This window comes from Pseudidiomarina sp. (genome assembly GCF_048268165.1).
In the GTDB taxonomy this organism is placed as follows: domain Bacteria; phylum Pseudomonadota; class Gammaproteobacteria; order Enterobacterales; family Alteromonadaceae; genus Pseudidiomarina.
Window position 1 is genome coordinate 719,448 of the sequence record NZ_JBLWWA010000001.1, and the last position, 23,306, is coordinate 742,753.

The 23,306-nt window shown below is 49.4% G+C and carries 23 protein-coding genes; 12 read left to right on the forward strand and 11 right to left on the reverse strand.

Going from position 1 to position 23,306, the window contains the following annotated elements:
* Window positions 1-12 precede the first annotated feature (12 nt).
* The 7 genes from ACN0UY_RS03400 to ACN0UY_RS03430 are packed head-to-tail and all read left to right on the forward strand — an operon-like array spanning window position 13 to window position 11,120.
* Complete coding sequence (locus ACN0UY_RS03400) at window positions 13-1,620, forward strand: carboxyl transferase domain-containing protein (protein ID WP_417665373.1); 1,608 nt, start codon at window positions 13-15, stop codon at window positions 1,618-1,620.
* A 9-nt stretch (window positions 1,621-1,629) separates the two neighbouring features.
* On the forward strand, window positions 1,630-2,418 hold the full coding sequence (locus tag ACN0UY_RS03405) for an enoyl-CoA hydratase-related protein (protein ID WP_417665374.1): 789 nt from the start codon (window positions 1,630-1,632) through the stop codon (window positions 2,416-2,418).
* Between the two features lie 9 nt (window positions 2,419-2,427).
* Window positions 2,428-4,386, forward strand: a complete 1,959-nt coding sequence (locus tag ACN0UY_RS03410) for an acetyl/propionyl/methylcrotonyl-CoA carboxylase subunit alpha (protein ID WP_417665375.1) — start codon at window positions 2,428-2,430, stop codon at window positions 4,384-4,386.
* Between the two features lie 9 nt (window positions 4,387-4,395).
* Window positions 4,396-5,307, forward strand: coding sequence for a hydroxymethylglutaryl-CoA lyase (locus ACN0UY_RS03415; protein ID WP_339879357.1), 912 nt, complete (start codon window positions 4,396-4,398; stop codon window positions 5,305-5,307).
* The gene (locus ACN0UY_RS03420; protein WP_417665376.1) at window positions 5,304-7,250 is read left to right on the forward strand and encodes an acetoacetate--CoA ligase; all 1,947 of its coding nucleotides are present in this window, start codon (window positions 5,304-5,306) and stop codon (window positions 7,248-7,250) included. The genes ACN0UY_RS03415 and ACN0UY_RS03420 overlap by 4 nt, the downstream gene beginning before the upstream one ends.
* A 9-nt stretch (window positions 7,251-7,259) precedes the next feature.
* Window positions 7,260-9,473, forward strand: coding sequence for a putative bifunctional diguanylate cyclase/phosphodiesterase (locus ACN0UY_RS03425; protein WP_417665377.1), 2,214 nt, complete (start codon window positions 7,260-7,262; stop codon window positions 9,471-9,473).
* 3 nt (window positions 9,474-9,476) lie between these two features.
* Complete coding sequence (locus ACN0UY_RS03430) at window positions 9,477-11,120, forward strand: electron transfer flavoprotein-ubiquinone oxidoreductase (RefSeq protein WP_417665378.1); 1,644 nt, start codon at window positions 9,477-9,479, stop codon at window positions 11,118-11,120.
* 64 nt (window positions 11,121-11,184) lie between these two features.
* On the opposite strand, the gene ACN0UY_RS03435 is transcribed toward ACN0UY_RS03430, so the two are convergent.
* Window positions 11,185-11,835 (reverse strand): hypothetical protein, encoded by a 651-nt coding sequence (locus ACN0UY_RS03435; protein WP_417665379.1) that lies wholly within the window; start codon window positions 11,833-11,835, stop codon window positions 11,185-11,187.
* 223 nt (window positions 11,836-12,058) lie between these two features.
* Between ACN0UY_RS03435 and tsaA the strand changes: the two genes are divergently transcribed.
* The gene (gene tsaA, locus ACN0UY_RS03440) at window positions 12,059-12,772 is read left to right on the forward strand and encodes a tRNA (N6-threonylcarbamoyladenosine(37)-N6)-methyltransferase TrmO (protein ID WP_417665380.1); all 714 of its coding nucleotides are present in this window, start codon (window positions 12,059-12,061) and stop codon (window positions 12,770-12,772) included.
* A 69-nt stretch (window positions 12,773-12,841) separates the two neighbouring features.
* A complete protein-coding gene (locus tag ACN0UY_RS03445) occupies window positions 12,842-14,548 on the forward strand; it encodes a proline--tRNA ligase (RefSeq protein ID WP_417665381.1) in 1,707 nt (568 codons plus the stop codon).
* 76 nt (window positions 14,549-14,624) lie between these two features.
* Here ACN0UY_RS03445 and gpt read toward each other — a convergent pair whose 3' ends face one another.
* On the reverse strand, window positions 14,625-15,110 hold the full coding sequence (gene gpt, locus ACN0UY_RS03450; protein WP_417665382.1) for a xanthine phosphoribosyltransferase: 486 nt from the start codon (window positions 15,108-15,110) through the stop codon (window positions 14,625-14,627).
* 6 nt (window positions 15,111-15,116) lie between these two features.
* On the reverse strand, window positions 15,117-16,418 hold the full coding sequence (locus ACN0UY_RS03455) for an NCS2 family permease (RefSeq protein WP_417665383.1): 1,302 nt from the start codon (window positions 16,416-16,418) through the stop codon (window positions 15,117-15,119).
* Window positions 16,419-16,554: 136 nt separating this feature from the next.
* Between ACN0UY_RS03455 and ACN0UY_RS03460 the strand changes: the two genes are divergently transcribed.
* A complete protein-coding gene (locus ACN0UY_RS03460) occupies window positions 16,555-16,875 on the forward strand; it encodes a 2Fe-2S iron-sulfur cluster-binding protein (RefSeq protein WP_417665384.1) in 321 nt (106 codons plus the stop codon).
* On the opposite strand, the gene ACN0UY_RS03465 is transcribed toward ACN0UY_RS03460, so the two are convergent.
* Genes ACN0UY_RS03465 through prmB form a run of 5 tightly spaced genes read right to left on the reverse strand, consistent with a single transcriptional unit; the run spans window position 16,872 to window position 20,721 of the window.
* Complete coding sequence (locus tag ACN0UY_RS03465) at window positions 16,872-18,014, reverse strand: ATP-NAD kinase family protein (protein WP_417665385.1); 1,143 nt, start codon at window positions 18,012-18,014, stop codon at window positions 16,872-16,874. The genes ACN0UY_RS03460 and ACN0UY_RS03465 overlap by 4 nt on opposite strands.
* Entirely contained in the window at window positions 18,007-18,141 is a 135-nt protein-coding gene (locus tag ACN0UY_RS03470; protein WP_246013891.1) for an entericidin A/B family lipoprotein, read from the reverse strand. The genes ACN0UY_RS03465 and ACN0UY_RS03470 overlap by 8 nt, the downstream gene beginning before the upstream one ends.
* Complete coding sequence (locus tag ACN0UY_RS03475) at window positions 18,138-18,686, reverse strand: elongation factor P hydroxylase (RefSeq protein WP_417665386.1); 549 nt, start codon at window positions 18,684-18,686, stop codon at window positions 18,138-18,140. Before ACN0UY_RS03475 ends, ACN0UY_RS03470 begins: the two co-directional genes overlap by 4 nt.
* Window positions 18,683-19,780, reverse strand: coding sequence for a chorismate synthase (gene aroC / locus ACN0UY_RS03480; protein WP_417665387.1), 1,098 nt, complete (start codon window positions 19,778-19,780; stop codon window positions 18,683-18,685). The genes ACN0UY_RS03475 and aroC overlap by 4 nt, the downstream gene beginning before the upstream one ends.
* 11 nt (window positions 19,781-19,791) lie before the next feature.
* Entirely contained in the window at window positions 19,792-20,721 is a 930-nt protein-coding gene (prmB, locus tag ACN0UY_RS03485; protein WP_417665388.1) for a 50S ribosomal protein L3 N(5)-glutamine methyltransferase, read from the reverse strand.
* Between the two features lie 66 nt (window positions 20,722-20,787).
* Between prmB and smrB the strand changes: the two genes are divergently transcribed.
* Window positions 20,788-21,297 (forward strand): endonuclease SmrB, encoded by a 510-nt coding sequence (smrB, locus tag ACN0UY_RS03490; protein ID WP_417665389.1) that lies wholly within the window; start codon window positions 20,788-20,790, stop codon window positions 21,295-21,297.
* Window positions 21,298-21,320: 23 nt separating this feature from the next.
* Here the strand turns inward: smrB and sixA are convergent, their stop codons facing one another.
* From sixA to ACN0UY_RS03505, 3 genes are read right to left on the reverse strand one after another with little or no spacing between them, the layout of a single operon-like run.
* Complete coding sequence (sixA, locus tag ACN0UY_RS03495) at window positions 21,321-21,818, reverse strand: phosphohistidine phosphatase SixA (protein WP_417665390.1); 498 nt, start codon at window positions 21,816-21,818, stop codon at window positions 21,321-21,323.
* A gap of 3 nt (window positions 21,819-21,821) precedes the next feature.
* Window positions 21,822-22,193 carry an RnfH family protein gene (locus tag ACN0UY_RS03500; RefSeq protein ID WP_417665391.1) on the reverse strand — a complete coding sequence of 124 codons (372 nt, stop codon included), beginning with the start codon at window positions 22,191-22,193 and terminating at the stop codon, window positions 21,822-21,824.
* 3 nt (window positions 22,194-22,196) lie between these two features.
* Window positions 22,197-22,634 carry a type II toxin-antitoxin system RatA family toxin gene (locus ACN0UY_RS03505; protein ID WP_417665392.1) on the reverse strand — a complete coding sequence of 146 codons (438 nt, stop codon included), beginning with the start codon at window positions 22,632-22,634 and terminating at the stop codon, window positions 22,197-22,199.
* Window positions 22,635-22,797: 163 nt separating this feature from the next.
* On the opposite strand from ACN0UY_RS03505, the gene smpB reads away from it, so the two are divergent.
* Complete coding sequence (smpB, locus tag ACN0UY_RS03510) at window positions 22,798-23,277, forward strand: SsrA-binding protein SmpB (protein ID WP_128351723.1); 480 nt, start codon at window positions 22,798-22,800, stop codon at window positions 23,275-23,277.
* Window positions 23,278-23,306: the final 29 nt, after the last annotated feature.

Consider the following 23,306-nt stretch of genomic DNA (forward strand, 5'->3'; position numbering starts at 1 on the left):
GGAGTCGCAATCGTGACGGTATTAACCAGCACAGTGAACCCCAAAGACGAAACATTTTTGGCCAATCAACAAGCCATGCAGAGCGTTGTTGATGATTTGTACGCCAAAGCTGAACAAATTAAACAAGGTGGCGGCCCGAAGTATCAAGAACGTCACCTTGCACGTGGCAAATTACTCGCCCGTCAGCGCATTGAAAAGTTACTCGACAGTGGCTCGCCATTTTTAGAAGTTGGCCAGTTCGCGGCGTGGGAATGTTACGAAGACTACGTTCCCGCTGCCGGTGTGGTAGCTGGCATTGGTATGGTTGAAGGCGTGCAATGCATGATCGTCGCCAATGACGCCACGGTAAAAGGCGGCACCTATTACCCGCTGACCGTGAAAAAGCATTTACGCGCACAGGAAATAGCCGAGCGTTGTCACCTGCCCTGTATTTATCTTGTCGACTCTGGTGGCGCTAACCTGCCGCGTCAGGACGAAGTATTTCCAGATCGCGACCACTTCGGCCGTATCTTCTTTAATCAAGCCAACATGTCCGCCAAAGGCATTCCGCAAATCGCTGTGGTCATGGGCTTGTGTACCGCTGGCGGTGCTTATGTGCCAGCCATGGCCGACGAAAGCATAATCGTTAAAGAGCAAGGCACAATCTTCTTAGCAGGCCCGCCACTTGTAAAAGCAGCTACCGGCGAAGAAGTGAGCGCAGAAGAACTTGGCGGCGCTGATGTTCACACCCGTATTTCTGGTGTTGCCGATCACTTTGCCATGAATGATGAGCATGCCCTGGCATTAGCGCGCCGTTCTGTGGTGCGATTAAACTACCAAGGTGCTGAAGCTGTGAAACCGGAAGCAGTTAAAGAACCGCGCTTCGATGCCAAAGAACTGTACGGCATTGTCGGTACTGACCTGCGTAAACCTTATGATGTTCGCGAAGTGATTGCGCGCGTGGTTGATGATTCTGATTTTGATGAATTCAAACAGAATTACGGCAACACCTTAGTCACCGGCTTTGCCCGCATTCACGGTTACCCGGTTGGTATTGTGGCGAACAACGGCATCTTATTTTCTGAATCAGCCCAAAAAGGTGCACACTTTATTGAGTTGTGCGCCCAACGCAAAATTCCATTGGTGTTTTTACAGAACATCACCGGCTTTATGGTTGGTAAAAAATACGAAGCGGAAGGTATCGCTAAACACGGTGCCAAAATGGTTACCGCAGTAAGCTGTGCACAGGTTCCGAAATTTACGGTATTAATTGGTGGCAGCTACGGCGCCGGGAACTATGGCATGTGTGGGCGAGCTTATGACCCAACCCTGATGTTTATGTGGCCAAATGCCCGCATTTCGGTCATGGGCGGCGAGCAAGCTGCTGGCGTAATGGCGCAAGTGACCAAAGACAACTTGGCGCGCAAAGGTGAAACCATGAGCGCCGATGACGAGCAGAAGCTTAAACAACCTATTGTCGACACCTATGAGAAGCAAGGGCACCCTTACTATGCCTCTGCCCGCTTATGGGACGACGGCATCATTGACCCCGCGCAAACGCGGTCGGTGTTAGGTTTAAGTCTTGCAGCCGCTAACAATGCACCAATTGCCGACACCAAGTTCGGCGTATTCCGCATGTAAGGAGCACGCATGACTTATACCGCAATTGAATTACAGATAACCAATCATGTCGCTTGGCTAACGCTGAACCGCCCAAAGGTACATAATGCCTTTGACGACAGCATGATTGCTGAGCTTCTTGATGCTTTGGCCCACGTGCGCGACAACGACGCTGCGCGCGTGTTGGTCCTGCAGTCAAATGGTAAGAATTTTTCCGCCGGCGCTGACTTAGGTTGGATGCGCTCGATGGCTGCCAAAAACTACGACGAAAACATTGCCGATGCCGGCGAACTATCGCGCTTAATGCAAGAACTCGACGAACTGCCCAAACCAACCATTGCACTCGTGCAAGGTGCGGCCTTCGGTGGTGCGGTTGGATTAGCTGCGTGCTGTGATATCGCTTTAGCCACCCCAGCCAGCAGTTTTTGTCTGAGCGAAGTTAAAATTGGCTTAATTCCAGCAGTCATCAGCCCATATGTGATGCGCGCCATAGGCACCCGCCATGCGCGTCGTTACATGCTCACCGCGGAACGCTTCGATGCTGAAGAAGCGGCGCGTATTGGGCTGGTACACAACGTGGTGGATAATCTGCAAGAGGCAGCAACACCGCTTATTGAAGCCTTGGTCGCAAATAGCCCCGCGGCAGTAACCGCGGCGAAACAGCTGGCGTTGGCCATTGATCAACAACCGCTCAATGCAAGTACGCGGCGTATCGCCATTGAACGCATTGCAGAAATTCGGGTTTCGGCCGAAGGCCAAGAAGGTCTTACAGCGTTTTTAGAAAAGCGTGCGCCGAACTGGAAAACTTCACACAAATAAGGATAAGCAATGTTGCAAAAATTGCTGATTGCTAACCGCGGCGAAATTGCATGCCGTGTTATTCGAACCGCTCGCGACCTTGGTATTCGTACTGTCGCGGTGTACTCTGATGCCGATCGCAATGCACAACATGTGCAGCTGGCTGACGAAAGTATTCACATTGGCCCGGCGCCAAGTGCGGAAAGTTACTTGGTTATCGACAAAATCATTGCTGCCGCAAAAGAAACCGGTGCCGATGCCATTCACCCAGGTTATGGCTTTTTATCAGAAAACGAAGAATTTGCCGACGCCTGTGCCAGTAATAACATCATCTTTGTCGGCCCACCGACCAGTGCCATTGCGGCGATGGGATCAAAAAGCGCGGCTAAATCGATCATGAGCGAAGCTGGCGTGCCGCTGGTACCGGGTTATCACGGCAGCGACCAAGATGTTGAAACATTGCGCAATGAAGCTGAGAAAATCGGCTACCCCGTGCTGCTTAAGGCTGCCTACGGTGGCGGCGGTAAAGGCATGCGAGTGGTTGAAACCGCGAAACAGTTTGATGAGGCATTAAGTTCTGCCAAGCGCGAAGCACAAGCCTCGTTTGGTAACGATAAAATGCTGGTGGAAAAATTCATCGGTAATCCGCGCCACGTTGAGATTCAAGTTTTTTGTGATGAGCACGGCAACGCCGTTTACTTGGCTGAGCGCGACTGTTCAGTGCAACGCCGCCATCAAAAAGTAATTGAAGAAGCGCCGGCGCCGTCCATCAGTACCAAAACCCGTACCGAAATGGGTGAAGCCGCAGTGCGCGCTGCCCAAGCGATAGACTACGTCGGTGCAGGCACGGTTGAATTTTTGCTCGATACCGACAATAAATTCTACTTCATGGAAATGAACACCCGCTTACAAGTTGAGCATCCAGTAACTGAAATGGTTACCGGGCAGGACTTGGTCGCGTGGCAGCTACTGGTCGCTAGCGGTGAGCCGTTGCCACTTGCGCAAGACCAAATTGAGGTGAATGGACATTCGTTTGAAGCGCGAATTTACGCGGAAGACCCAGAACACGAGTTCTTACCAAGTACCGGCACCTTGCATGTGCTGCGCCCACCACAGGCCAACGCCCATGTGCGCATCGACAGCGGTGTTATCGAAGGTGACGTAGTCAGCTCTTATTACGACCCGATGATTGCTAAACTGGTGGTATGGGGCGAGAGCCGCACCATTGCGTTACGTCGTCTCATTCAAGCATTAAACGACTATCGCGTTGCGGGTGTACGCACCAATATTGATTTCTTGCGGCGTATTGCAGGGCACAAGAAATTTGGCCAAGCCGAATTAACCACCCGCTTTATTGAAAAGTATGACGCAGACTTATTTACTGACACCAGCCACTTCGTGAATGACTACGCCGTTATGGCGACACTGGCTGAACGCTTGGATGAGAAAGCCAGCAAGTCAGAAAACCCATGGTTGACTCAGCATAGCTTCCGCATGAATCAGCCACGCCAATTTGGCTTGAGTTTGCAACATGGCGATGACTTGCTAGATATCAATTTGGCTGAACGCGACAACGCGTGGTACCAAGCCGAGCATGACGCCGCATGGCAGGTTGATCGTATCGGTGAACAATTATTCTTTACCCGTAACGGCCGTCGCTTTAAAGCGCACGTGATGCGTGCAGCGCATGAAATCGTCGTCATGACAGAACATGCGAGTTTACGCTTTAATCGCCACAACGTAACCGATACACTTGAGCAAGAAACCGCGGCCGGCACACTCACTGCACCGATGAACGGCACGGTCGTTCAAGTTATGGTTGGCGCAGGCGATAACGTGACTGCCGACCAAGCCTTGGTGATCATGGAGGCCATGAAAATGGAGTACACCATTCGCGCACCACGCGATGGCGAAATTGATCAAGTATTCTACCAGGCCGGTGATTTAGTTAGCGATGGTGCCGAGCTCATTAGTTTAAAAGACGAATAAGGACACCCCATGGCATTGCCTAACCAGGTGAAAATTGTTGAAGTCGGCCCGCGTGATGGCCTGCAAAACGAACTTGCCGTGCCGGTTGAAGCCAAGATTGCATTGGTCAACGCATTGGGCCATGCCGGCCTAACATACATTGAAACCGGCGCGTTTGTGAGCCCTAAATGGGTGCCGCAAATGGCTGATAGCAGTGACGTTTTCGCCGGTATCGAACGCTTGGCTGGGCGTACCTACGCCGCTTTAACGCCTAATTTAAAAGGCTTTGAAGCAGCAGTAGCTGCTGGTGCCGACGAAGTCGCCATTTTTGGCGCAGCATCAGAGGCGTTTAGCCAGAAAAATATCAATTGCAGTATTGCTGAAAGTCTCGAGCGTTTCGCACCCGTGATTGCGGCAGCACAGGCGCGTAATATGAAAGTACGCGGCTATGTCAGTTGTGTATTGGGCTGTCCCTATCAAGGCGAAGTGGCCCTTGACGACGTTGCCTGGGTAGCTGAAAAACTATGGCAGATGGGCTGCTACGAAGTATCCTTAGGCGATACAATTGGGGTCGGCACGCCGCTTCATGCCCAACGCATGCTCAGCGCTGTAGCCGCTAAAGTACCCATGGAACATTTAGCGCTGCACTTTCACAATACCTATGGCCAAGCTCTGGCCAATATCGCCAGTTGCTTACCTATGGGTGTTGCCACCATAGATAGCGCGGTAGCAGGCCTCGGTGGCTGCCCTTATGCCAAAGGTGCCAGCGGCAACGTGGCCACGGAAGACGTGGTCTTTATGCTGCACGGTATGGGCATAGATACCGGTATCAACTTAAATCAACTCGTTCAAGCCGGTGCTGATGTATGCCAACATCTCAATCACGGCCCGCGCTCGAACGTTGCAATCGCAGAACTTGCAAAACAGGATCGCACACCATGACAACACCTATAATGTGGCAACCTGACTCAAGCCAAATTGCTGCGGCGCGCATGACCGATTTTATGCGAACCGTAAACCAGAAACACAATCAATCATTCGCGAATTATGCTGACTTGCACGCTTGGTCAGTTAACCAAAATGAAGCCTTTTGGAGCTTGGTTTGGGACTATTTTGACATTATCGGCGAACGTGGCGAGCGTACATTAGTAGATGGGCACAAACTGCCCGGCGCGCAATGGTTTCCAGATGCGCAGCTAAATTTCGCCGAAAACTTACTCCGTTTTAATGACGATCACATTGCAATCGTGTTTCGCGGCGAGAACGGCGCACGTCAGCAACTCACCTACGCAGAGTTACGCCACGAAGTCGCAGCGCTCGCTTCTGCTTTGAAAAAACAAGGCGTTAGCGCCGGTGACCGCGTTGCGGCAATGATGCCCAACTGCATAGAAACCATCATTGGTATGCTGGCCACCACCAGCTTAGGCGCCATATGGTCAAGCTGCTCGCCAGACTTTGGCGTGCAGGGCGTGGTTGACCGTTTTGGTCAAATAGAACCAAAAGTATTTATCACTGTTGATGGTTATTTTTACAACGGAAAACAACTCGATATCAGTGAGAAAGTTGCTGCAATTCGTGAACAACTGACTTCCGTTGAACAAACCATTGTCGTCAACTTTGCTGGTTTTAAACAAAAATTTAGCGCCGGTATAAGTGCATGGAGCGACTACCTTGATCGCAGTGCCACCACACTCGAATTTGTTCGCATGCCGTTCAATGCGCCGCTATACATTATGTTTAGTTCAGGCACCACGGGCGTTCCAAAATGCATTGTACATGGCATTGGCGGCACGTTGCTGCAACACGTCAAAGAACACGGTTTGCATACCGATATTGACCGTGACGATGTGGTCTTCTACTTCACCACCTGCGGCTGGATGATGTGGAACTGGTTGGTATCTGGCCTCGCTCAAGGCGCTACCCTAATGCTGTTCGACGGCTCACCTTTTTATCCTGGGCCTGAAGCCATGTGGGATATTGCCGAACAAGAGAAGATCAGTGTGTTCGGTACCAGTGCCAAATACCTTTCGGCGCTCGAAAAAGCCGAATACAAGCCAGCCCAGCAACATCAATTAACTGCCCTGCGCGCAATTCTCACAACGGGTTCAGTTTTGGCGCCAGAAAGTTTCGATTACGTGTACCGCGACATTAAACAAAACATCTGCCTGTCCTCTATTTCCGGCGGCACTGACATTGTTTCTTGTTTTGCATTGGGCAATCCGATATTGCCCGTATACCGCGGTGAGCTGCAATGCAAAGGGCTCGGCCTTGATGTGCAAGTATTTAATGATCAAGGTGTCGCTGTGACCCAAGAAAAAGGTGAGTTAGTTTGCTGTAATAGCTTTCCTTGCATGCCAATTGGCTTTTGGAATGACGACGACGGCCAGCGCTATTTCAATGCTTACTTTGCACGGTTTGATAATATTTGGGCGCACGGCGATTATGCTGAAATTACCGAACATCAAGGCGTTATCATTTATGGACGTTCAGACGCGGTACTCAACCCAGGTGGCGTGCGCATTGGTACCGCTGAGATTTATCGTCAAGTTGAAAAAATTGAAACGGTATTGGAAAGTATCGCCATTGGCCAACGCTGGCAAGACGACGAGCGTGTGGTACTGTTTGTGCGTTTACGTGACGGCGTTGAGCTTACTGAAGCGCTCCAGCAGGAAATTCGTAAAGTGATTCGCGCCAACGCCACGCCGCGCCATGTACCTGCCGTTATTGCACAAGTAACCGACATACCGCGCACTATCAGTGGCAAAATTGTCGAGTTAGCGGTGCGGCAAGTGGTGCACGGTGAATCGGTTAAAAATACCGATGCATTAGCCAATCCTGAAGCCTTAGCGCAATTTAAGAATCGCGCTGAGCTACAACAAGGGTAAGAACTCCCCATGCACAACATGCGTTCACTCATATTTACCGCCATATTTGGTTTAGGCTTAACCGCCCTAGCCGCGGTGTTGCTGGAGCAGTACGACCACCGGCGCGTGGATGAACGCATGCAATCGGATGCCCAAAGCCTTCAGTCAAATGTTCGCGGTAGCCTTATTCGGTTGCTCTATGCCGGCGAGCTTGCGAGCGATCTCCTACAAGTCAGTGAGCGCGAGCCGGCGGCACAGCTGCCCATGCTGAAACAGGCGATGTCGACGTTTTATCAGTCGGTGCGACAAATTGTCGTGCTGGATGAAAATTTCAACCTGCTTGACCAAGAACTATTAACAGGCAACGAGTTACTGAATGTTGCACGTTATCAAGGCACCTCACCCCAACTGGCCAAGCTTAATGAATTGACCAGAGGTACTGCGCTTGTCAATGCGATGAATTTATCACTGCATAGCCATGACCTTGCGCTATTTATTCCGGTTACATCGGCCGAGCAGCGTTACTTTATCGCGCTGGTTATTGACGTTAAAGAATTGCTCAAGCAAAGCATTCATCACCATATTATTGAAGGCTATCAAGTTGAAGTGCGCCAAAATAATACGCTTATTTATGTTTTTTCGGGTGAATCTGATCTTAAGCATGAGTGGTCAGCTGAATTTACCATTCGCGCGGCCGACAACAATTGGCAATTTTATTTATGGCCAACCGCTGAAAAGTTTTCTCAGTTGCATCTCGTCAATTCTTATGTCGTGCCTTTAATTGGCATGTTTATGACTGGTTTTCTCATGCTACTAGTTTTTCGCATGAACACGTATGAGCAGACCATCAAGTCGATACAACATGATAAAAATGAATTTGGCGCTCAGCTAAAGAAACGTGACGAAGTGGAGAAACAACTGGCATTTCTTTCTGAACACGACGCTCTTACCGAAGTGCCCAACCGCAACGCGCTGCTGCGCTACTTGCACGAAACCTTGCCCAAGCTTGCCACCGAAAAAGGTCAGCTGGTTGCCATTCAACTGAATGTTGATCACTTTAAAGATATTAATAATGCGCTAGGCCACAAAATCGGTGACGAACTATTGCGACGCCTTGCCCACCGCTTGCAGCGCTGTGTGGTCAATTTTGACTTTATCGCGCGTATTGGTGGCGATGAATTTTTAGTTATTAAACAAGGGGTAACGACTGACGAACAAGCGATGGAAATCGCAGAGCAGTTGGTTCGTATAGTTAAACCAGAATTTTATATCAATAGCCACGAAGTCTACGCCTCAGCTTCAATGGGTATTGCGTTCGCCAATGACGCTGACTTTGATGCGGATAACTTGCTGCGCCATACCGATGCCGCGCTGAATCAAGCCAAGAAGTTCGACTACCATGGCATCAATATTTACACCCGTACGCAACAATCCGAGCTCTCAAAACGTCAATTCGTTTTAGAACAGTTGCACAAAGCTGTCGAAACCAATCGTGTCGAAGTGCATTATCAGCCGGTGTTTGATTTACGAACCCAAACCATTACTGGTTTTGAAGCACTCATGCGCTGGCGGCAAGATGATGGCGAACTCGCCCTGCCCGATCAGTTTTTACCGCTGATTGAAGACACGGGGCTGATTGTTCCATTAACGGATAACTTATTAAAACGCGTACTGACTGATTACCGCGCTTGGCTCAAGGATGGTAATACTGAACTCACCATCGGTATCAATCTTTCCGGAAAGCAACTCGCACTGCCAGAACTGCCAGAATTATTGGCAAATAATCTGCGCAGAAACCAGGTGCCGCCAGAAAACCTTCAGATTGAAATACGTGAAGAACTGTATTGCAGCCATGCCTGCCAACCGGATGGTATTTTGGCTAAATTGAAAGAGCTGGGTGTGAAGCTAACGGTTGACGGTATGGGCTTAAATTATAAGACTATTAAAGCGATGCAGCATTGTCCGCCCTATTTATTAAAAATCAGTCAACCCTTAATGAGCGATATTCCGCATAACAAAATACAAGCACTGATTGCGGAAACCATGATTAAATTCGGTCACGAGCGCGGCATTCAAATCAGTGCTGTGGGCGTTGAAACCCAACAACAAGTCGATTTTTTATTACAACGTGATTGTTTGTCTGCACAGGGTTATTACCTTGCTCGGCCAGTGCCCGCAGACCAAGTGCCAGCGATGTTGGCAAACCCGACAATCCCTAACAATTACGTGCCCTATCAGGAGTAAACTATGCAACGCGAAAGTATGGAATTTGATGTCGTTATCGTCGGTGCCGGCCCTGCTGGCTTAAGCTGTGCGATTCGGTTAGCGCAGCAAGCTCAAGAACGCGAGCAAGAGCTCATGATATGTGTGGTAGAAAAAGGCTCTGAGGTGGGTGCCCACATTTTGTCCGGCGCCGTATTTGAGCCGCGCGCGCTAAATGAACTCATCCCCGACTGGAAGGAGCGCGGCGCGCCCCTAAAAACAGCAGTTACCGATGACCAAATCATGCTCTTCAAAAATGCTGAGAAGGCAACGCGTTTACCTGGTTTTATGGTGCCAAAAACCTTCCATAACCATGGCAACTATGTAGCCAGCATGGGGAACCTTTGCCGTTGGTTGGCTGAACAAGCTGAACAACTTGGTATCGAAATATTCCCAGGCTTCCCAGCTGCGGACATTATCGTGGAAGAAGGCCGCGTTGCTGGCATTATTACCGGTGATATGGGTCTTGATAGCAACGGCGAACAAAAGCCTGGCTTCGAACCCGGCATGGAATTGCGCGCCAAATACACTGTATTCGCAGAAGGCTGTCGCGGCCACTTAGGTAAGCGGTTACAGCAACAGTTCAACCTAGCCGAAGGCAAATCGCCTCAACATTACGCCATTGGTTTCAAAGAAATTTGGGACGTCCCTGCCGAGCAGCATCAACCCGGTTTAGTCGTTCATACCACCGGCTGGCCACTTACTGATGAAGCCAGCGGTGGTGGTTACCTGTATCACGCCGAAGACGGTCAGGTGTATGTTGGTCTTATCGTTGACTTAAACTACAGCAACCCGTATTTGAATCCGTTTGGTGAATTCCAGAAATTCAAAACCCATCCCGAAATAGCCAAAACGCTACAGGGTGGTAAGCGCGTTAGTTATGGCGCACGGGCCATTACGAAAGGCGGTTTTTATGCCCTACCCAAAATGACCTTTGCCGGTGGTGTGCTGGTTGGCTGTAACGCAGGCACATTGAACTTCGCAAAAATAAAAGGCAACCACACAGCCATGAAATCGGGCATGTTGGCTGCGGAAAGCATTTTCGAAGCTTTGCAAAATGAACAAGTTCCAGCTGAATTGCCCGACTATGCAGAACGCTTTGAGCAATCTTGGTTGTACGACGAACTGTATCGCTCACGTAACTTTGGCCCAGCAGTTCACAAGTTCGGCACTATTTTAGGCGGTGCATACAACACGCTCGATCAGAACTGGTTTGGTGGCAAACTACCGTTTACCATCAAAGATGAAACCACAGATCATAGCCAAATGCGTAAAGCCAGCGAGTGCAAACCGTTAGACTATCCAAAGCCTGACAATAAACTCACTTTTGATCGCCTCTCGTCGGTATTTTTATCCAATACCAACCACGAAGAAGATCAACCGTGTCATTTGAAATTAAAAGATGCGTCTATTCCACTTAACGTGAATTTACCGGAGTATGCAGAACCAGCTCAACGCTACTGCCCTGCTGGTGTTTATGAAGTGGTTGAGGAAAATGGAGAAGCCGTATTTAAAATAAATGCGCAAAACTGCATTCACTGTAAAACCTGTGACATTAAAGACCCATCGCAGAATATTACCTGGGTTACCCCAGAGGGCACTGGTGGTCCAACATATCCAAACATGTGATTGGATAAAGCCCAACAAAAAACCCGCCTCTTGAGCGGGTTTTTTATTGCTTATAGGCGGGCGCTTAATGCATATGAACGGTTACATCGCCAACGCCGTTATCAATGTTGATGCGGCTTTCACCATTCGAATACGCGCGGCTGTTTGCCGTCATTAAAAAGCGGTTGTTCTCGATATTTCCTTTCCCTTTGATGGTGCTATCACCAACACCGACATCGGTTTTTACACTCGCATAATCACCATATAAATCGAGATTAACTTCACCAACACCAAGATCAAATTGGAGGTTGGTTGTCCATAGCTCACCTTCAATAACACCCACGCCCAAATCGGTATCAACGCGTGCAACTTTAGGCAATTTGATTACCCAGTCAACTTGAATACCATCTTGCTTCGGTATGCTGAGCGTAATGCGGTTGCCAGATTGCTTAGCCTCAAGCTCCGCATCTTCAACATGTCCGTCTTTATTGAAAAAGGTGTCGTCGTCTTTATAAGCACGAATTGCAACGTGCATTACGTCGCCTTCGGTACGTTCAAAGGTGATTGTTCCTACACCTGAGTCGAACTCTATTTCAGTAGCAGCTGTGACCGTATATTCCGCTTCAATATTTTTTTCTTCTTGCGCATGCGCAGTCGCGGTGAATGGGATACTCGCTAGAGTTACTCCAGCAATCATACAAAACGCGATGCTCCAAGTTGTGCGTTGGCGGTTCATTGTTGTCATCTCCATAACAGTGTTATTAGTTACCGTCTTATTCAGACGTTTTAAAATTCGTCAAAGTTTATGAAGCAATTATCATGCCAAATTAACTTATGTATACTTATCAATATGTTAGATAGTTTTGATAATGAAATAAATTCACCATAATTGGTCAAAATTACAAATTTATGCTCAAATGACTGCATCTTTAGCCCTGCTCACTCAAAAGTTCACGCCCATGCATTCAGATAGTAACTTACAACCCATTGGTATTATCGAGTCGCCCTATGCCCAGAAGTTTGCGGTGCCGCGGCAACCCGGTTTGGTGCCAGCCGCACGTGCAAAAATCATCCTGCAGCATGCGTTTGCAGACGCTGATTGCGTACGAGGCCTTGAGGAATTTTCGCATATTTGGGTGCTGTTTCTGTTTCATGAAACACAGGCGCAGGGCTGGAAGCCGCTCGTGCGCCCGCCTCGCCTCGGCGGCAACGAAAAGCGCGGCGTATTTGCCACGCGCTCAACATTTCGCCCCAACGCGATTGGTATGTCCGTGGTTGAACTGGTGAGTATTCAACATCAGCCCGGCAAAACCATCATTGAAGTAAATGGCGGTGATTGGGTAAATCAAACGCCCGTTATCGACATAAAGCCTTACCTGCCTTATGTGGATGCCATTCCAGCAGCGCGCGGAGGCTTTGCGCCAACCTCACCGGAAGCGCAATTGCGGACGGTATTCTCGGCCTCAGCCCAACAACAGCTGACCGAACTTAACCCAGACTACCCAAATCTCGCGCTACTTATTGAACAAGTTTTGGCGCAAGACCCACGCCCAGCCTATCAACGCGAAGGCAGCAACAACCGCGAATATGGTATGACGCTGTACGACGTAAACATTCGCTGGCAAGTACGTGAACAAGAAAATCATGTAATAAGTATCAGTAAAGGCTTTTGACACAAGCCCGCGACTGGTAGAATTTCGCCTTACTGCACCGTTGAACTTTTGCTGGAATATGGGGAACACATGCGTACCAGCCAATATTTGTTAGGAACGTTGAAAGAAACACCTGCTGACGCAGAAGTAATAAGTCATCAGCTTATGTTACGCGCCGGCATGATCCGCAAGGTTGCTGCTGGGCTTTACACCTGGGCACCAACTGGCTTGCGTGTATTGCGTAAGGTTGAACAGGTTGTGCGCGAAGAAATGGAACGCGCGGGTGCTTTAGAAGTATTAATGCCCATGGTTCAACCCGCTGATTTATGGCAGGAGTCTGGCCGCTGGGAAGACTACGGTCCCGAGTTATTGCGCCTGCACGACCGCAACCAACGCGAATTTGTCTTGGGCCCAACCCATGAAGAAGTTATCTGTGAACTGGCGCGCAAAGAGATCAGCAGCTATAAGCAATTACCGCTGAACTTATTCCAAATTCAAACCAAGTTTCGCGACGAAATTCGCCCGCGCTTTGGGGTCATGCGTTCACGTGAATTCATCATGAAAGACGCCTATTCCTTTCATTTAGATCAGGAAAGCCTGCAACACACCTATGATGTGATGCACGGCGCGTATTGCCGTATCTTCGAGCGCTTAGGGCTTGATTACCGCCCTGTTATCGCCGATACCGGCTCAATTGGCGGTAGCTCGTCGCATGAATTCCATGTGTTAGCCAGTTCTGGCGAAGACGACATCGCATTTTCAGATAGCTCGGACTATGCCGCGAACGTAGAACTCGCCGAAGCAGTCGCACCAAGCATTGAGCGCCCTGCAGCAACAGCGGCAATGGAAAAAGTTGCAACGCCAGCGGCTAAAACGATTGCTGCGCTTGTTGAGCAATTTAATCTACCAATTGAGCAAACCGTTAAAACACTGATTGTGCATGGGGCGGAAGAAGGCCAATTGGTTGCTTTGATCATTCGTGGCGACCATGCCCTTAACGAAATTAAAGCCGCCAAACATGCGCAAGTGGCCAGCCCACTGACCTTTGCAACAGATGAAGAAATCCGTGCGGCGGTTGGTGCAGGTCCAGGCTCTTTGGGGCCAGTTAACTTGCCGATGCCAATCATCATTGATCGCAGTGTTGCGGTAATGGCTGATTTTGCTGCCGGTGCCAATGAAGACGGTTTTCATTATTTCAATATCAACTGGGAACGCGACGCGGCAATGCCTGATGTTGCTGACTTACGCAATGTGGTTGCTGGTGACCCGAGCCCATGTGGCCAAGGTACCTTGCAAATAAAGCGTGGCATTGAAGTGGGTCATATTTTCCAGCTTGGTAAAAAATACTCTGAAGCAATGAAAGTTGGCGTGTTAAACGACAGCGGTAAACACGAAAGCTTAACCATGGGTTGCTATGGTATTGGCGTGTCGCGCATTGTTGCGTCAGCCATTGAACAAAACCACGATCAATACGGAATTATTTGGCCCGCCGCATTAGCGCCGTTCCAAATTGCTCTAGTACCGATGAATATGCACAAATCGGCGCGCGTGCAAGAAGTTGCTGAACAGCTGTATGCAGAGTTACAGGCCGCTGGTTTTGATGTGCTGTTTGATGATCGCAAAGAACGCCCTGGCGTTATGTTTGCAGACATGGAGCTGATTGGGGTTCCCCATCAAATCGTGATTGGCGAGCGTAATTTAGACGAGCAAGCGGTTGAATACAAATGCCGTCGTAGCGGTGAAAAGCAGAAGTTAGCTATCGCTGACGTGGTTGAAACCATCCGTTCTAAGGTTTAATCCCGTACCACCGTGTTAAAAACAAAAGCCCCGGCATGCTGAACATGCCGGGGCTTTTTATTACCTTGAACTGCAATTAGCTTTCTGAACCAGCTAACGGCTCAACATAGTGCAAATGCATGTCCCACGGGAAGTGAATCCAAGTTTCTTGCTCTAAGTCTGCAACATAGTCATCTACCAAATTCATACCAGCCGGCTTTGCGTAAACCGTAATGAACTTGGCTTTTGGAAAACGCTCACGCAAAAATTTAAGGGTGTTGCCCGTATCAACCAAATCGTCAATAACCAAAAAGCCTTCACCGTCGTCGGTAGCATTAACGTCTTTAAGCATGGTCACGCTATCACGTTGACTGTCATGGTCGTAAGAACTTAGGCACACCGAATCAACCACGCGCACATTCAGTTCCCGTGCCACAATTGCCGCAGGAACCAAACCGCCACGGCTCACTGCGATAATTCCGCGCCATTGTTCCGCCGGTAATTGGCGGCGAGCCAGTTCCTTGGTTGCTCTGTGCAGTTCTTCCCAAGATACGAAAAATTCGCGATTTTCATGCCAACCCATAATGTCTTACCCCAACCAAATAAATTTAGCGATAAATAGCGCCGCTAACAAAGCAACACTCCAATTCAATTCGTGCATACGGCCGCCGATAGCCTTCACAATCACATAGCTGATAAAGCCAAGTGCTATGCCGTCAGCAATTGAAAATGTCAGTGGCGTCATCAGCAGCACAACAGCCACCGGAGCCGCTTCAGTAATGTCATCCCAGTTAACTGAGCGTAACGTAAACAACATCAATACCGACACGTAAATTATCGCGCCAGCCGTCGCATAGGCAGGCACCATGCCAGCCAGCGGTGCAAAAAATATAGCGGCAACAAACAGCAACCCAACAACCACTGCGGTTAAACCTGTTTTACCACCCGAGGCCACGCCTGAAGCCGATTCAACATAGCTGGTTGTGGTTGACGTACCTAATGCAGCACCGGCAACAGTGGCCGTACTGTCAGCCATCAAGGCACGCTCTAAGCGCGGTAATGAGCCGTCAGGCTTGGCTAGCCCAGCGCGTTGCGCAACCGCCATTAAGGTGCCTGATGTATCGAATAAATCAACGAACAAGAACGCAAAAATTACGCTCAACATGCCAATATCAAAAGCCGCCGCAATATCCATCTGCATAAAAGTTGGCGCCAAACTCGGTGGCATCGCAACAATGCCAGTATACTGCACATCGCCAAGCAAAAATCCGGCCACGGTCACTAAAAGAATACTGATTAACGCCGCGCCTTGAATACCTCGCGCAACCAAGCCAATAATCAAGAAGAAGCCCGCGCCAGCTAACAAAACTGACAATTCCGACATATCACCAAGCGAAACTAGAGTGGCATTATTGCCGACAATGATATTCGCATTCTTCAGGCCAATCAGGGCCAAAAACGCGCCAATACCGGCTGCTATTGCTAAACGTAAAGTGACGGGAATCGAGTTAATGATCCACGAACGAATCCGAAATGCTGATAGCAGGAAAAATAGAATACCGGAAAAGAACACAGCTCCGAGCGCAGTTTGCCAGGTATACCCCATGCCCAAAACAACGCTGTAGGTGAAAAAGGCGTTTAGACCCATTCCAGGCGCTAGAGCCACGGGGTAATTCGCCCACAATCCCATAATCAAACAGCCAATTGCGGCAGCTAAACAGGTGGCGACAAATACCGCACCGTAGTCCATGCCTGCTTCGCTAAGCATCGACGGGTTAACAAAAATTATGTACGCCATAGTAAGAAACGTCGTGAAACCAGCAATGATTTCACGCTTCACTGTACTTCCCTGCGCATTGATTTGAAACAACCGTTCCAGTAACGCCCGCATAAGCCCCCACTCTTGCTTCTATGTAAAAAAAATTGCCGTATTCTACAATAAATTGAGCCGCTTTGTCGCACTAATCTATGGTAACCTTGCAGCCTGACATGCTAGTAACTAAGTACAACTGAAGGAGCCCAAGTGCATGCCTCGCGTAATTTATATTGATGCCCAGGGTGGCGAGTTTGAAGCCGATGTTGCAGTCGGTCAAAATCTAATGGAAGGTGCTGTGGATCATATGATCGACGGTATTTTGGGCGAGTGCGGCGGCGTTATGTCCTGTGCAACCTGCCATTGCTACGTTGATCCAGCATGGGTTAACAAGATTCCGCCAGCCAGTGAAATGGAAGAAGATATGCTGGATATGGTTATTGACCCAGAAAGCAACAGCCGCCTAAGTTGTCAGATTGATATGACCGAAGAACTGGACGGCATTGTGGTACGACTGCCGAAATCTCAGTTTTAAGCGCTTTCAACCCGAATAAATACTTCGTCATGATAGCCGGTTGTCACGCGCATTAAGCCTGACAATTCGGCATCCAACTCAGGTTCGCCGGTATCAACCAGCAACGGGCGCTGCCCCAGAGCTTGTAACTTCGCCTTCGTTGCAACAATCTGAATATTGTCTTTGCCCACCGCCCGAATCACGGCTGGACTCAACTGCTGATTCCCGCGTCCAAAAATATGGCCTTGTCCGCCAATCACCGTAATAACCATTTTTACGGGGCCCTGATGCGCAGTTACCTGTTGCTCAAGTTCCCGCGCGGTAACGTCGCTGGCGATCAATTCACCAGCCCTAACCAAATCAACACCCAATAAAGTATTTGTAAGCCCTAGTTCATCCATTACCGCAGCGACGGTTGAGCCAGACCCCATGATGTAAAGGGTATCGTCGTCCATAGCTTCAACTACATCTGCAGCAATATCAGCAAGTACCATGTCGTCGCTTTCCTTGCCGCCCATCTTAACAGCTTGAACATAGCGCAGTTCGGCCGGTACCAGCATTTCGCCATAGCGTCTTGCCCGCACCGTGCCTTGACGAAAAGCGTCTTCATCAATATCCATAACATCAGCTTGAGTTACGCTTGCCAGTTGCCCTTCTATGAGCTGACGCACCACTTTTCCGGCAGCAGTTGGCGAAATGGCATAAACCCCAGAATGAATTTTCACACCAGCGGGTATACCTAGCACCGGATGTTGTTCAGGGTATACGGCACAAACATCCCGGGCAGTACCGTCGCCACCGGCGAACAGCAACAGATCAATATCTCCAGCTGCGGCAATTTGCTTTACTAACTGACGGGTGTCTTCGGCCGTGGTGGGTGTTTGCTGAGGTGTGTAAATCACCTCATAAGAAAAGCCGAGCTTGGCCAAGACATCTTCGCCCAATGCTCCGGCGCCGGTGACAAAATGCACCTGACCGGCAAACTCTTGGATCACTGCGAGCGCATGTTCAACACGCTGTGGGGCTTTTGGAACAGCCCCCAGCGCTAATGCACGCTGTGCCGTTTCGGCCCCGTCACTGCCTTTGAGCGCAACGGAACCGCCTAAACCGGCGAATGCATTGATAACCAGACCTAAACGAAACTGCTGCGTACTACTCACTGTTGTCTTGCGCACCTTTTTGGATGGCTTCGCCTGCGGATTCCAGGTCTTTGCCAATACCGTCAATGGTGGCACAGCTACTTAAACCTAATGCAACTAACAGCATGATGTAATAGCGACTTTTCATATGTTGTCCCATGTAGTTATTGTTGATGCAGGCCATGGCTGCTGATAATAGTCAGCAAGCGCCCGGGCAAAAACCTCGGCTCGGGTTGGCAGGCCATTAATTATATAGTGATGCAATTGCTTTTGAACAGCTTTTGTAAATTCATTTCTACTAACTTCAATACCGCCCAGATTATCCACGCTGACCTGAAATGGCACCCCTGCGCACAGTGAGAACAGCCACTCAAGTGCCTGCGGCTTGCGCTCGACATGCTCAAACTCGGCTTGTTGTTCAGCACTACGCCCATCCGGTTCATACCAGTAACCATAGTCAAATTGTTGCCGCCGTTGTTCGCCAGCAATGCACCAGTGTGCTATTTCATGCAGGGCCGAGGCAAAAAAACCGTGCGCAAACACAATTTGATGATCATCCGCAGGTGTGTGTGCGGGCTGCGTGTTTGCCGGCTGATAATAAGGCTCATCCGTACCCGCTACTAAACGGGTTTTATAGTCGTGATAAAAACACTGATGAAATAGCTCAATAAGCTGTTGGTATTGGTGCGTCATAGAACTGGAAAGTTATGCTTCACCTGACCATTTTGCGCGCGATGGCGTAATAGATGATCCATCACCACCAACGCGGCCATTGCCTCAACCACCGGCACGCCACGAATGCCAACGCAGGGATCATGCCGCCCACGAGTTACAATCGAACAGGGCTGCCCGAACTTATCAATGGTGTCGCCAGCAATGGTAATACTTGAAGTCGGCTTAAATGCAACTTCAGCAATCAAAGGTTGACCGCTACTGATACCGCCCAAGACACCGCCCGCATGATTGCTGGTAAAACCATCTGGGGTCAGGGCATCGCGATGCTCACTACCACGCTGCGCCGCAACAGCAAAACCATCACCAATGCTCACCGCTTTCACGGCATTAATGCTCATCAAAGCTTTGGCCAAATCAGCGTCTAGCCGATCAAACACGGGTTCGCCCAAGCCAACCGGCACGCCGGTAACCTCCAAGCGCACTCTGGCGCCAACTGAGTCGCCGTCTTTAAGCAATTGTTTCAAGTAATCTTGTGCAGCCAATGACATCTGTTCATCAGGACAGAATAACGGATCATCTGCCACCCGCTGCCAATCAAAATTGTGGTGTTCAGGGCTGGTTACATGAGGCCCAATTTGTACAACGCCAGCATGAAACACCATGTTAAATTGTTCGGCCAAATATTTTTGCGCAATGGCACCCGCCGCTACACGCATTGCTGTTTCGCGAGCTGATGAACGCCCGCCGCCACGGTAGTCACGATGCCCGTATTTATGCGCATAGGTATAATCCGCATGGCCCGGTCGGAACTTGTCTTTAATTTCGCTGTAATCTTTGCTGCGTTGGTCGGTATTTTCGATCAACAAGCCAATGGGTGCACCGGTGGTTTTACCTTCAAACACGCCGGAGAGAATGCGCACGGAATCGGCTTCGCGACGCGCGGTGGTAAAACGGTTCTGCCCCGGTTTACGGCGGTCTAAAAACGGCTGAATATCAGCTTCTGATAGCTCAATCCCTGGCGGGCAACCATCAATCACCGCGCCCAGCGCAGCGCCATGACTTTCGCCAAAGGTTGTCACACGGAATAGTTCACCCCAAGTATTCGCCGCCATAGATTATGTTCTCAGAATTGTTCGTGATAGTTAACTAAGTCAGCGTATGACAACACAAATACGCCGTCACCACCATGTTCAAATTCGACCCACTCAAAAGGTACGTCTGGGTATTGTTCAGCCAGTGCCACCCACGAGTTACCAACTTCACACACTAATACGCCGGTTTCGGTCAAATGATCAGGTGCTTCGCGTAAAATGGTGCGTACCAAATCCAAGCCATCATCGCCCGCTGCTAAGCCAAGTTCCGGCTCATGACGAAACTCATCGGGTAAGTCGGCCATATCTTCGGCATCCACATACGGCGGGTTTGTGACAATCAGGTCGTAACGTTGCTTCGGCACACTGTCGTACAAATTCGACTGAATCGGCACCACCCGCTCTTCAAGCCCGTGCATGGCTATGTTTTCTTCTGCCACTGCTAACGCATCCACTGACAAGTCGAGTGCGTCCACCTCAGCGTCTGGAAACGCATAAGCACAAGCAATCGCGATACAAGCACTGCCGGTACATAAATCAAGAATCCGTGCGGGCTCTTCAGTAACCCAGGGTGCAAAACCATTATCAATCAGCTCAGCTATGGGTGACCGCGGAACCAACACGCGCTCATCCACCATAAACGGTAAACCAGCAAACCAGGCCTGACCGGTGAGATAAGCTGCAGGCTTGCGCTCATCAATGCGCGCCGTAACTAACACAACAAAATCGTCCCATTCCTGGGCTTGCAAATGTGCTTGTTGAAACTGCTCCAACTGACCAAAATCCAGCTCGGTTACATGCCCCAATAATAACTGCGCTTCGCTATACGCGTTATCGGTACCATGACCAAAATAGATATCAGCGCGTTGCATGGCGCTCACTGCCCATCGCAATGCGTCATGAACTGTCGTGGCTAAAAATTGCGTCAAGGTATTCTCCGAAGTTGTTCTGTACTGCCCCATAAGATACCCTAATAGCAGTGTTTTCGCATCAATTGATGCACAACCATAGGCACAAAAATACACCTCATGAGCAATGATTTAGACGATGATTTCGCGCTATTTCGCGAGCAAGTGAAGGTCGATCGCCGAATTCGTAGCGAAACCTACCAAGCGCCGCGGCAACAACGTCGAATACGATCGCAGCAAAATACCGAACAAAGAACGCGGCAGCAACAGGCCGAATTCTTTTTTTCTGACAACTTTCGGGCGCATTTTCCCGAAGGTCCAGTGCGGTTTTGTGCTGATGGTGAATCGTCGCACATCCTAAAGCAGCTTCGTCGTGGCGATTTCCCACCCGAACTGCTACTTGATTTGCATGGCATGACGCAAGCTGTCGCCAAACGTGAGTTGGGCGCATTACTGCGCGCATGTGTGAGGCAGCAGGTTGAATGCTGTGCTGTCATGAGTGGGCATGGTAAGGGAATATTAAAAGAAAATTTGCCGCATTGGCTGGTTCAGCATCCAGCAGTTAGAGCCTTTCATCAGGCGCCAGCGGCATACGGTGGTAACGCTACATTATTAGTTTTACTGAAGTAAAACTCGTTAATTGTTGGTGATGGTTACTCAAGCGTAATCATGCGAACAAAATGCGCACGACGCATTTCCACATCTAAACGCATCTCCGCCATACCCGCCGTAGGGAATAACAAAGGTGGCGTATCTTGATCCAAGGTTGCTACCAGATAACTGACAAACGGCATGTGTGACACCAACATAATGTTTTGCGCATTGTTGTAGTGCGTTTGCAACATCGCGAACATCCAGTCACAAAACTGTTGTGGGTCACTTTCAGGAATTGCATCCTCGGTAATGTCGCGTGCGCCAACCTGTACGGCAGACTCAACAATAGTCGCGGTTTGCTGGGCACGAATAAATGGGCTGACGGTCAACCAATCCAACCCCGTTGCGCCCTGCTTGCGTAAATAGCCATTGAGCCATTCAGCACTGGCCAGCACCTCGCTCTCGCCCATTGAACTTAAGGGTCGAATTGCATCAGCTTTGAGTGCTTGCGCCGGTTCAGCATCACCATGGCGCATAATATAGAGCGTAACAGCCACGACTTAGTTGTTCTCCTCGGCTTTTTCAGCCGAATCATTACCGCGAGTTCGACGACGACCACCCGTTACAGGGTCTGCACGGCCTTCATCCTTAGCTTGGTCGGCGCGACGACGACGCACGGCTTTAGGGTCAGCAATGAGCGGCCGGTAAATTTCTATCCGATCGCCTTCACGCAATTCATGGTCCAATTTAACAGCTTTACTCCAAATACCAACTTTTTGTTCAGCTAGATTAATTTCGGGAAAGTAATGCTTAATTTGCGAGCGCTCGATGGCCTCTTCAACTAAAGTACCGGCTGGCACTCGCAGTGGAATAATTTGTTGTTTATCAGGCGTTGCGTAAGCGACTTCGATTTGAATTTGTTGCGGTGCCATAACTTACTTCGCCCCATAAACCTGTTGTGCGCGTTGCACAAAAGCGTCAACCATACGGCTTTGTAATTCATTAAATATTTTGCCAAACGCCATACCTAATAAACGGTTCGCGAATTCGAACTCGAGCTTCAGCACAATTTTGCAGGCATTTTCATCCAGCGCATGAAAGCTCCAACCGCCCCGTAAATATTGAAACGGCCCGTCAACCAGTTCCATGCCAATGCGTTGATAGGGTTCAAGGGTATTGCGCGTGGTGAACGACTTACTGATGCCTGCTTTACTGATATCCAAGCGCGCCACTTTGCTGGTTTCGTCGCTTTCCAGCACGCTCGCAGTGCGGCAGCCAGGTACAAACTCAGGATAAGAATCGATATCGTTCACCAATGCATACATCTGCGCGTCACTATATGGCACCAAAGCACTGCGTTCTATCGTTGGCATCGACTTCCTCGTTTCGTACGGGTTTCGTAAAAATGATCGGCATCATAGCGCATTTCCTAACCCGATTCACCCTCTCAAACACGCCATATGCCCTGTTTGATTAGCGCAATAAATTGCGCATAAACAAATTTTATTTTGCCGCGTCATCGGTATAATACGCCGCATGAGCAAAACTAAAAAAAATCAGAATTCAAATACCATCGCGCTAAACAAAAAAGCGCGCCACGAATATTTCCTCGAAGACAAATTTGAGGCGGGTGTAGCCCTGCAAGGCTGGGAAGTAAAAAGCATTCGGGCCGGCAAGGTTAATATTAGCGACACCTACGTGATCATTAAGGACGGCGAGGCCTATTTATTGGGTGCTCAAATTCAACCGCTGCTGTCCGCCTCAAGTCATGTTGTGTGCGACCCTGAACGTACCCGCAAACTGTTGTTGAAAAAGCGTGAGCTCGACAAGCTTATCGGTGCCAGTGAGCGCGAAGGCTACTCCATTGTCGCCACGGCCATGTATTGGAAAAAGCATTTGGTTAAGCTTGAAATTTACCTGGCAAAAGGTAAAAAAGCGCATGACAAACGCGACACCATTAAAGACCGTGACTGGCAGCGCCAAAAAGCCCGCATTATGAAGCACAATGTGCGTTGACATTCTGCTTAAATCGCGATAAGTTCTTC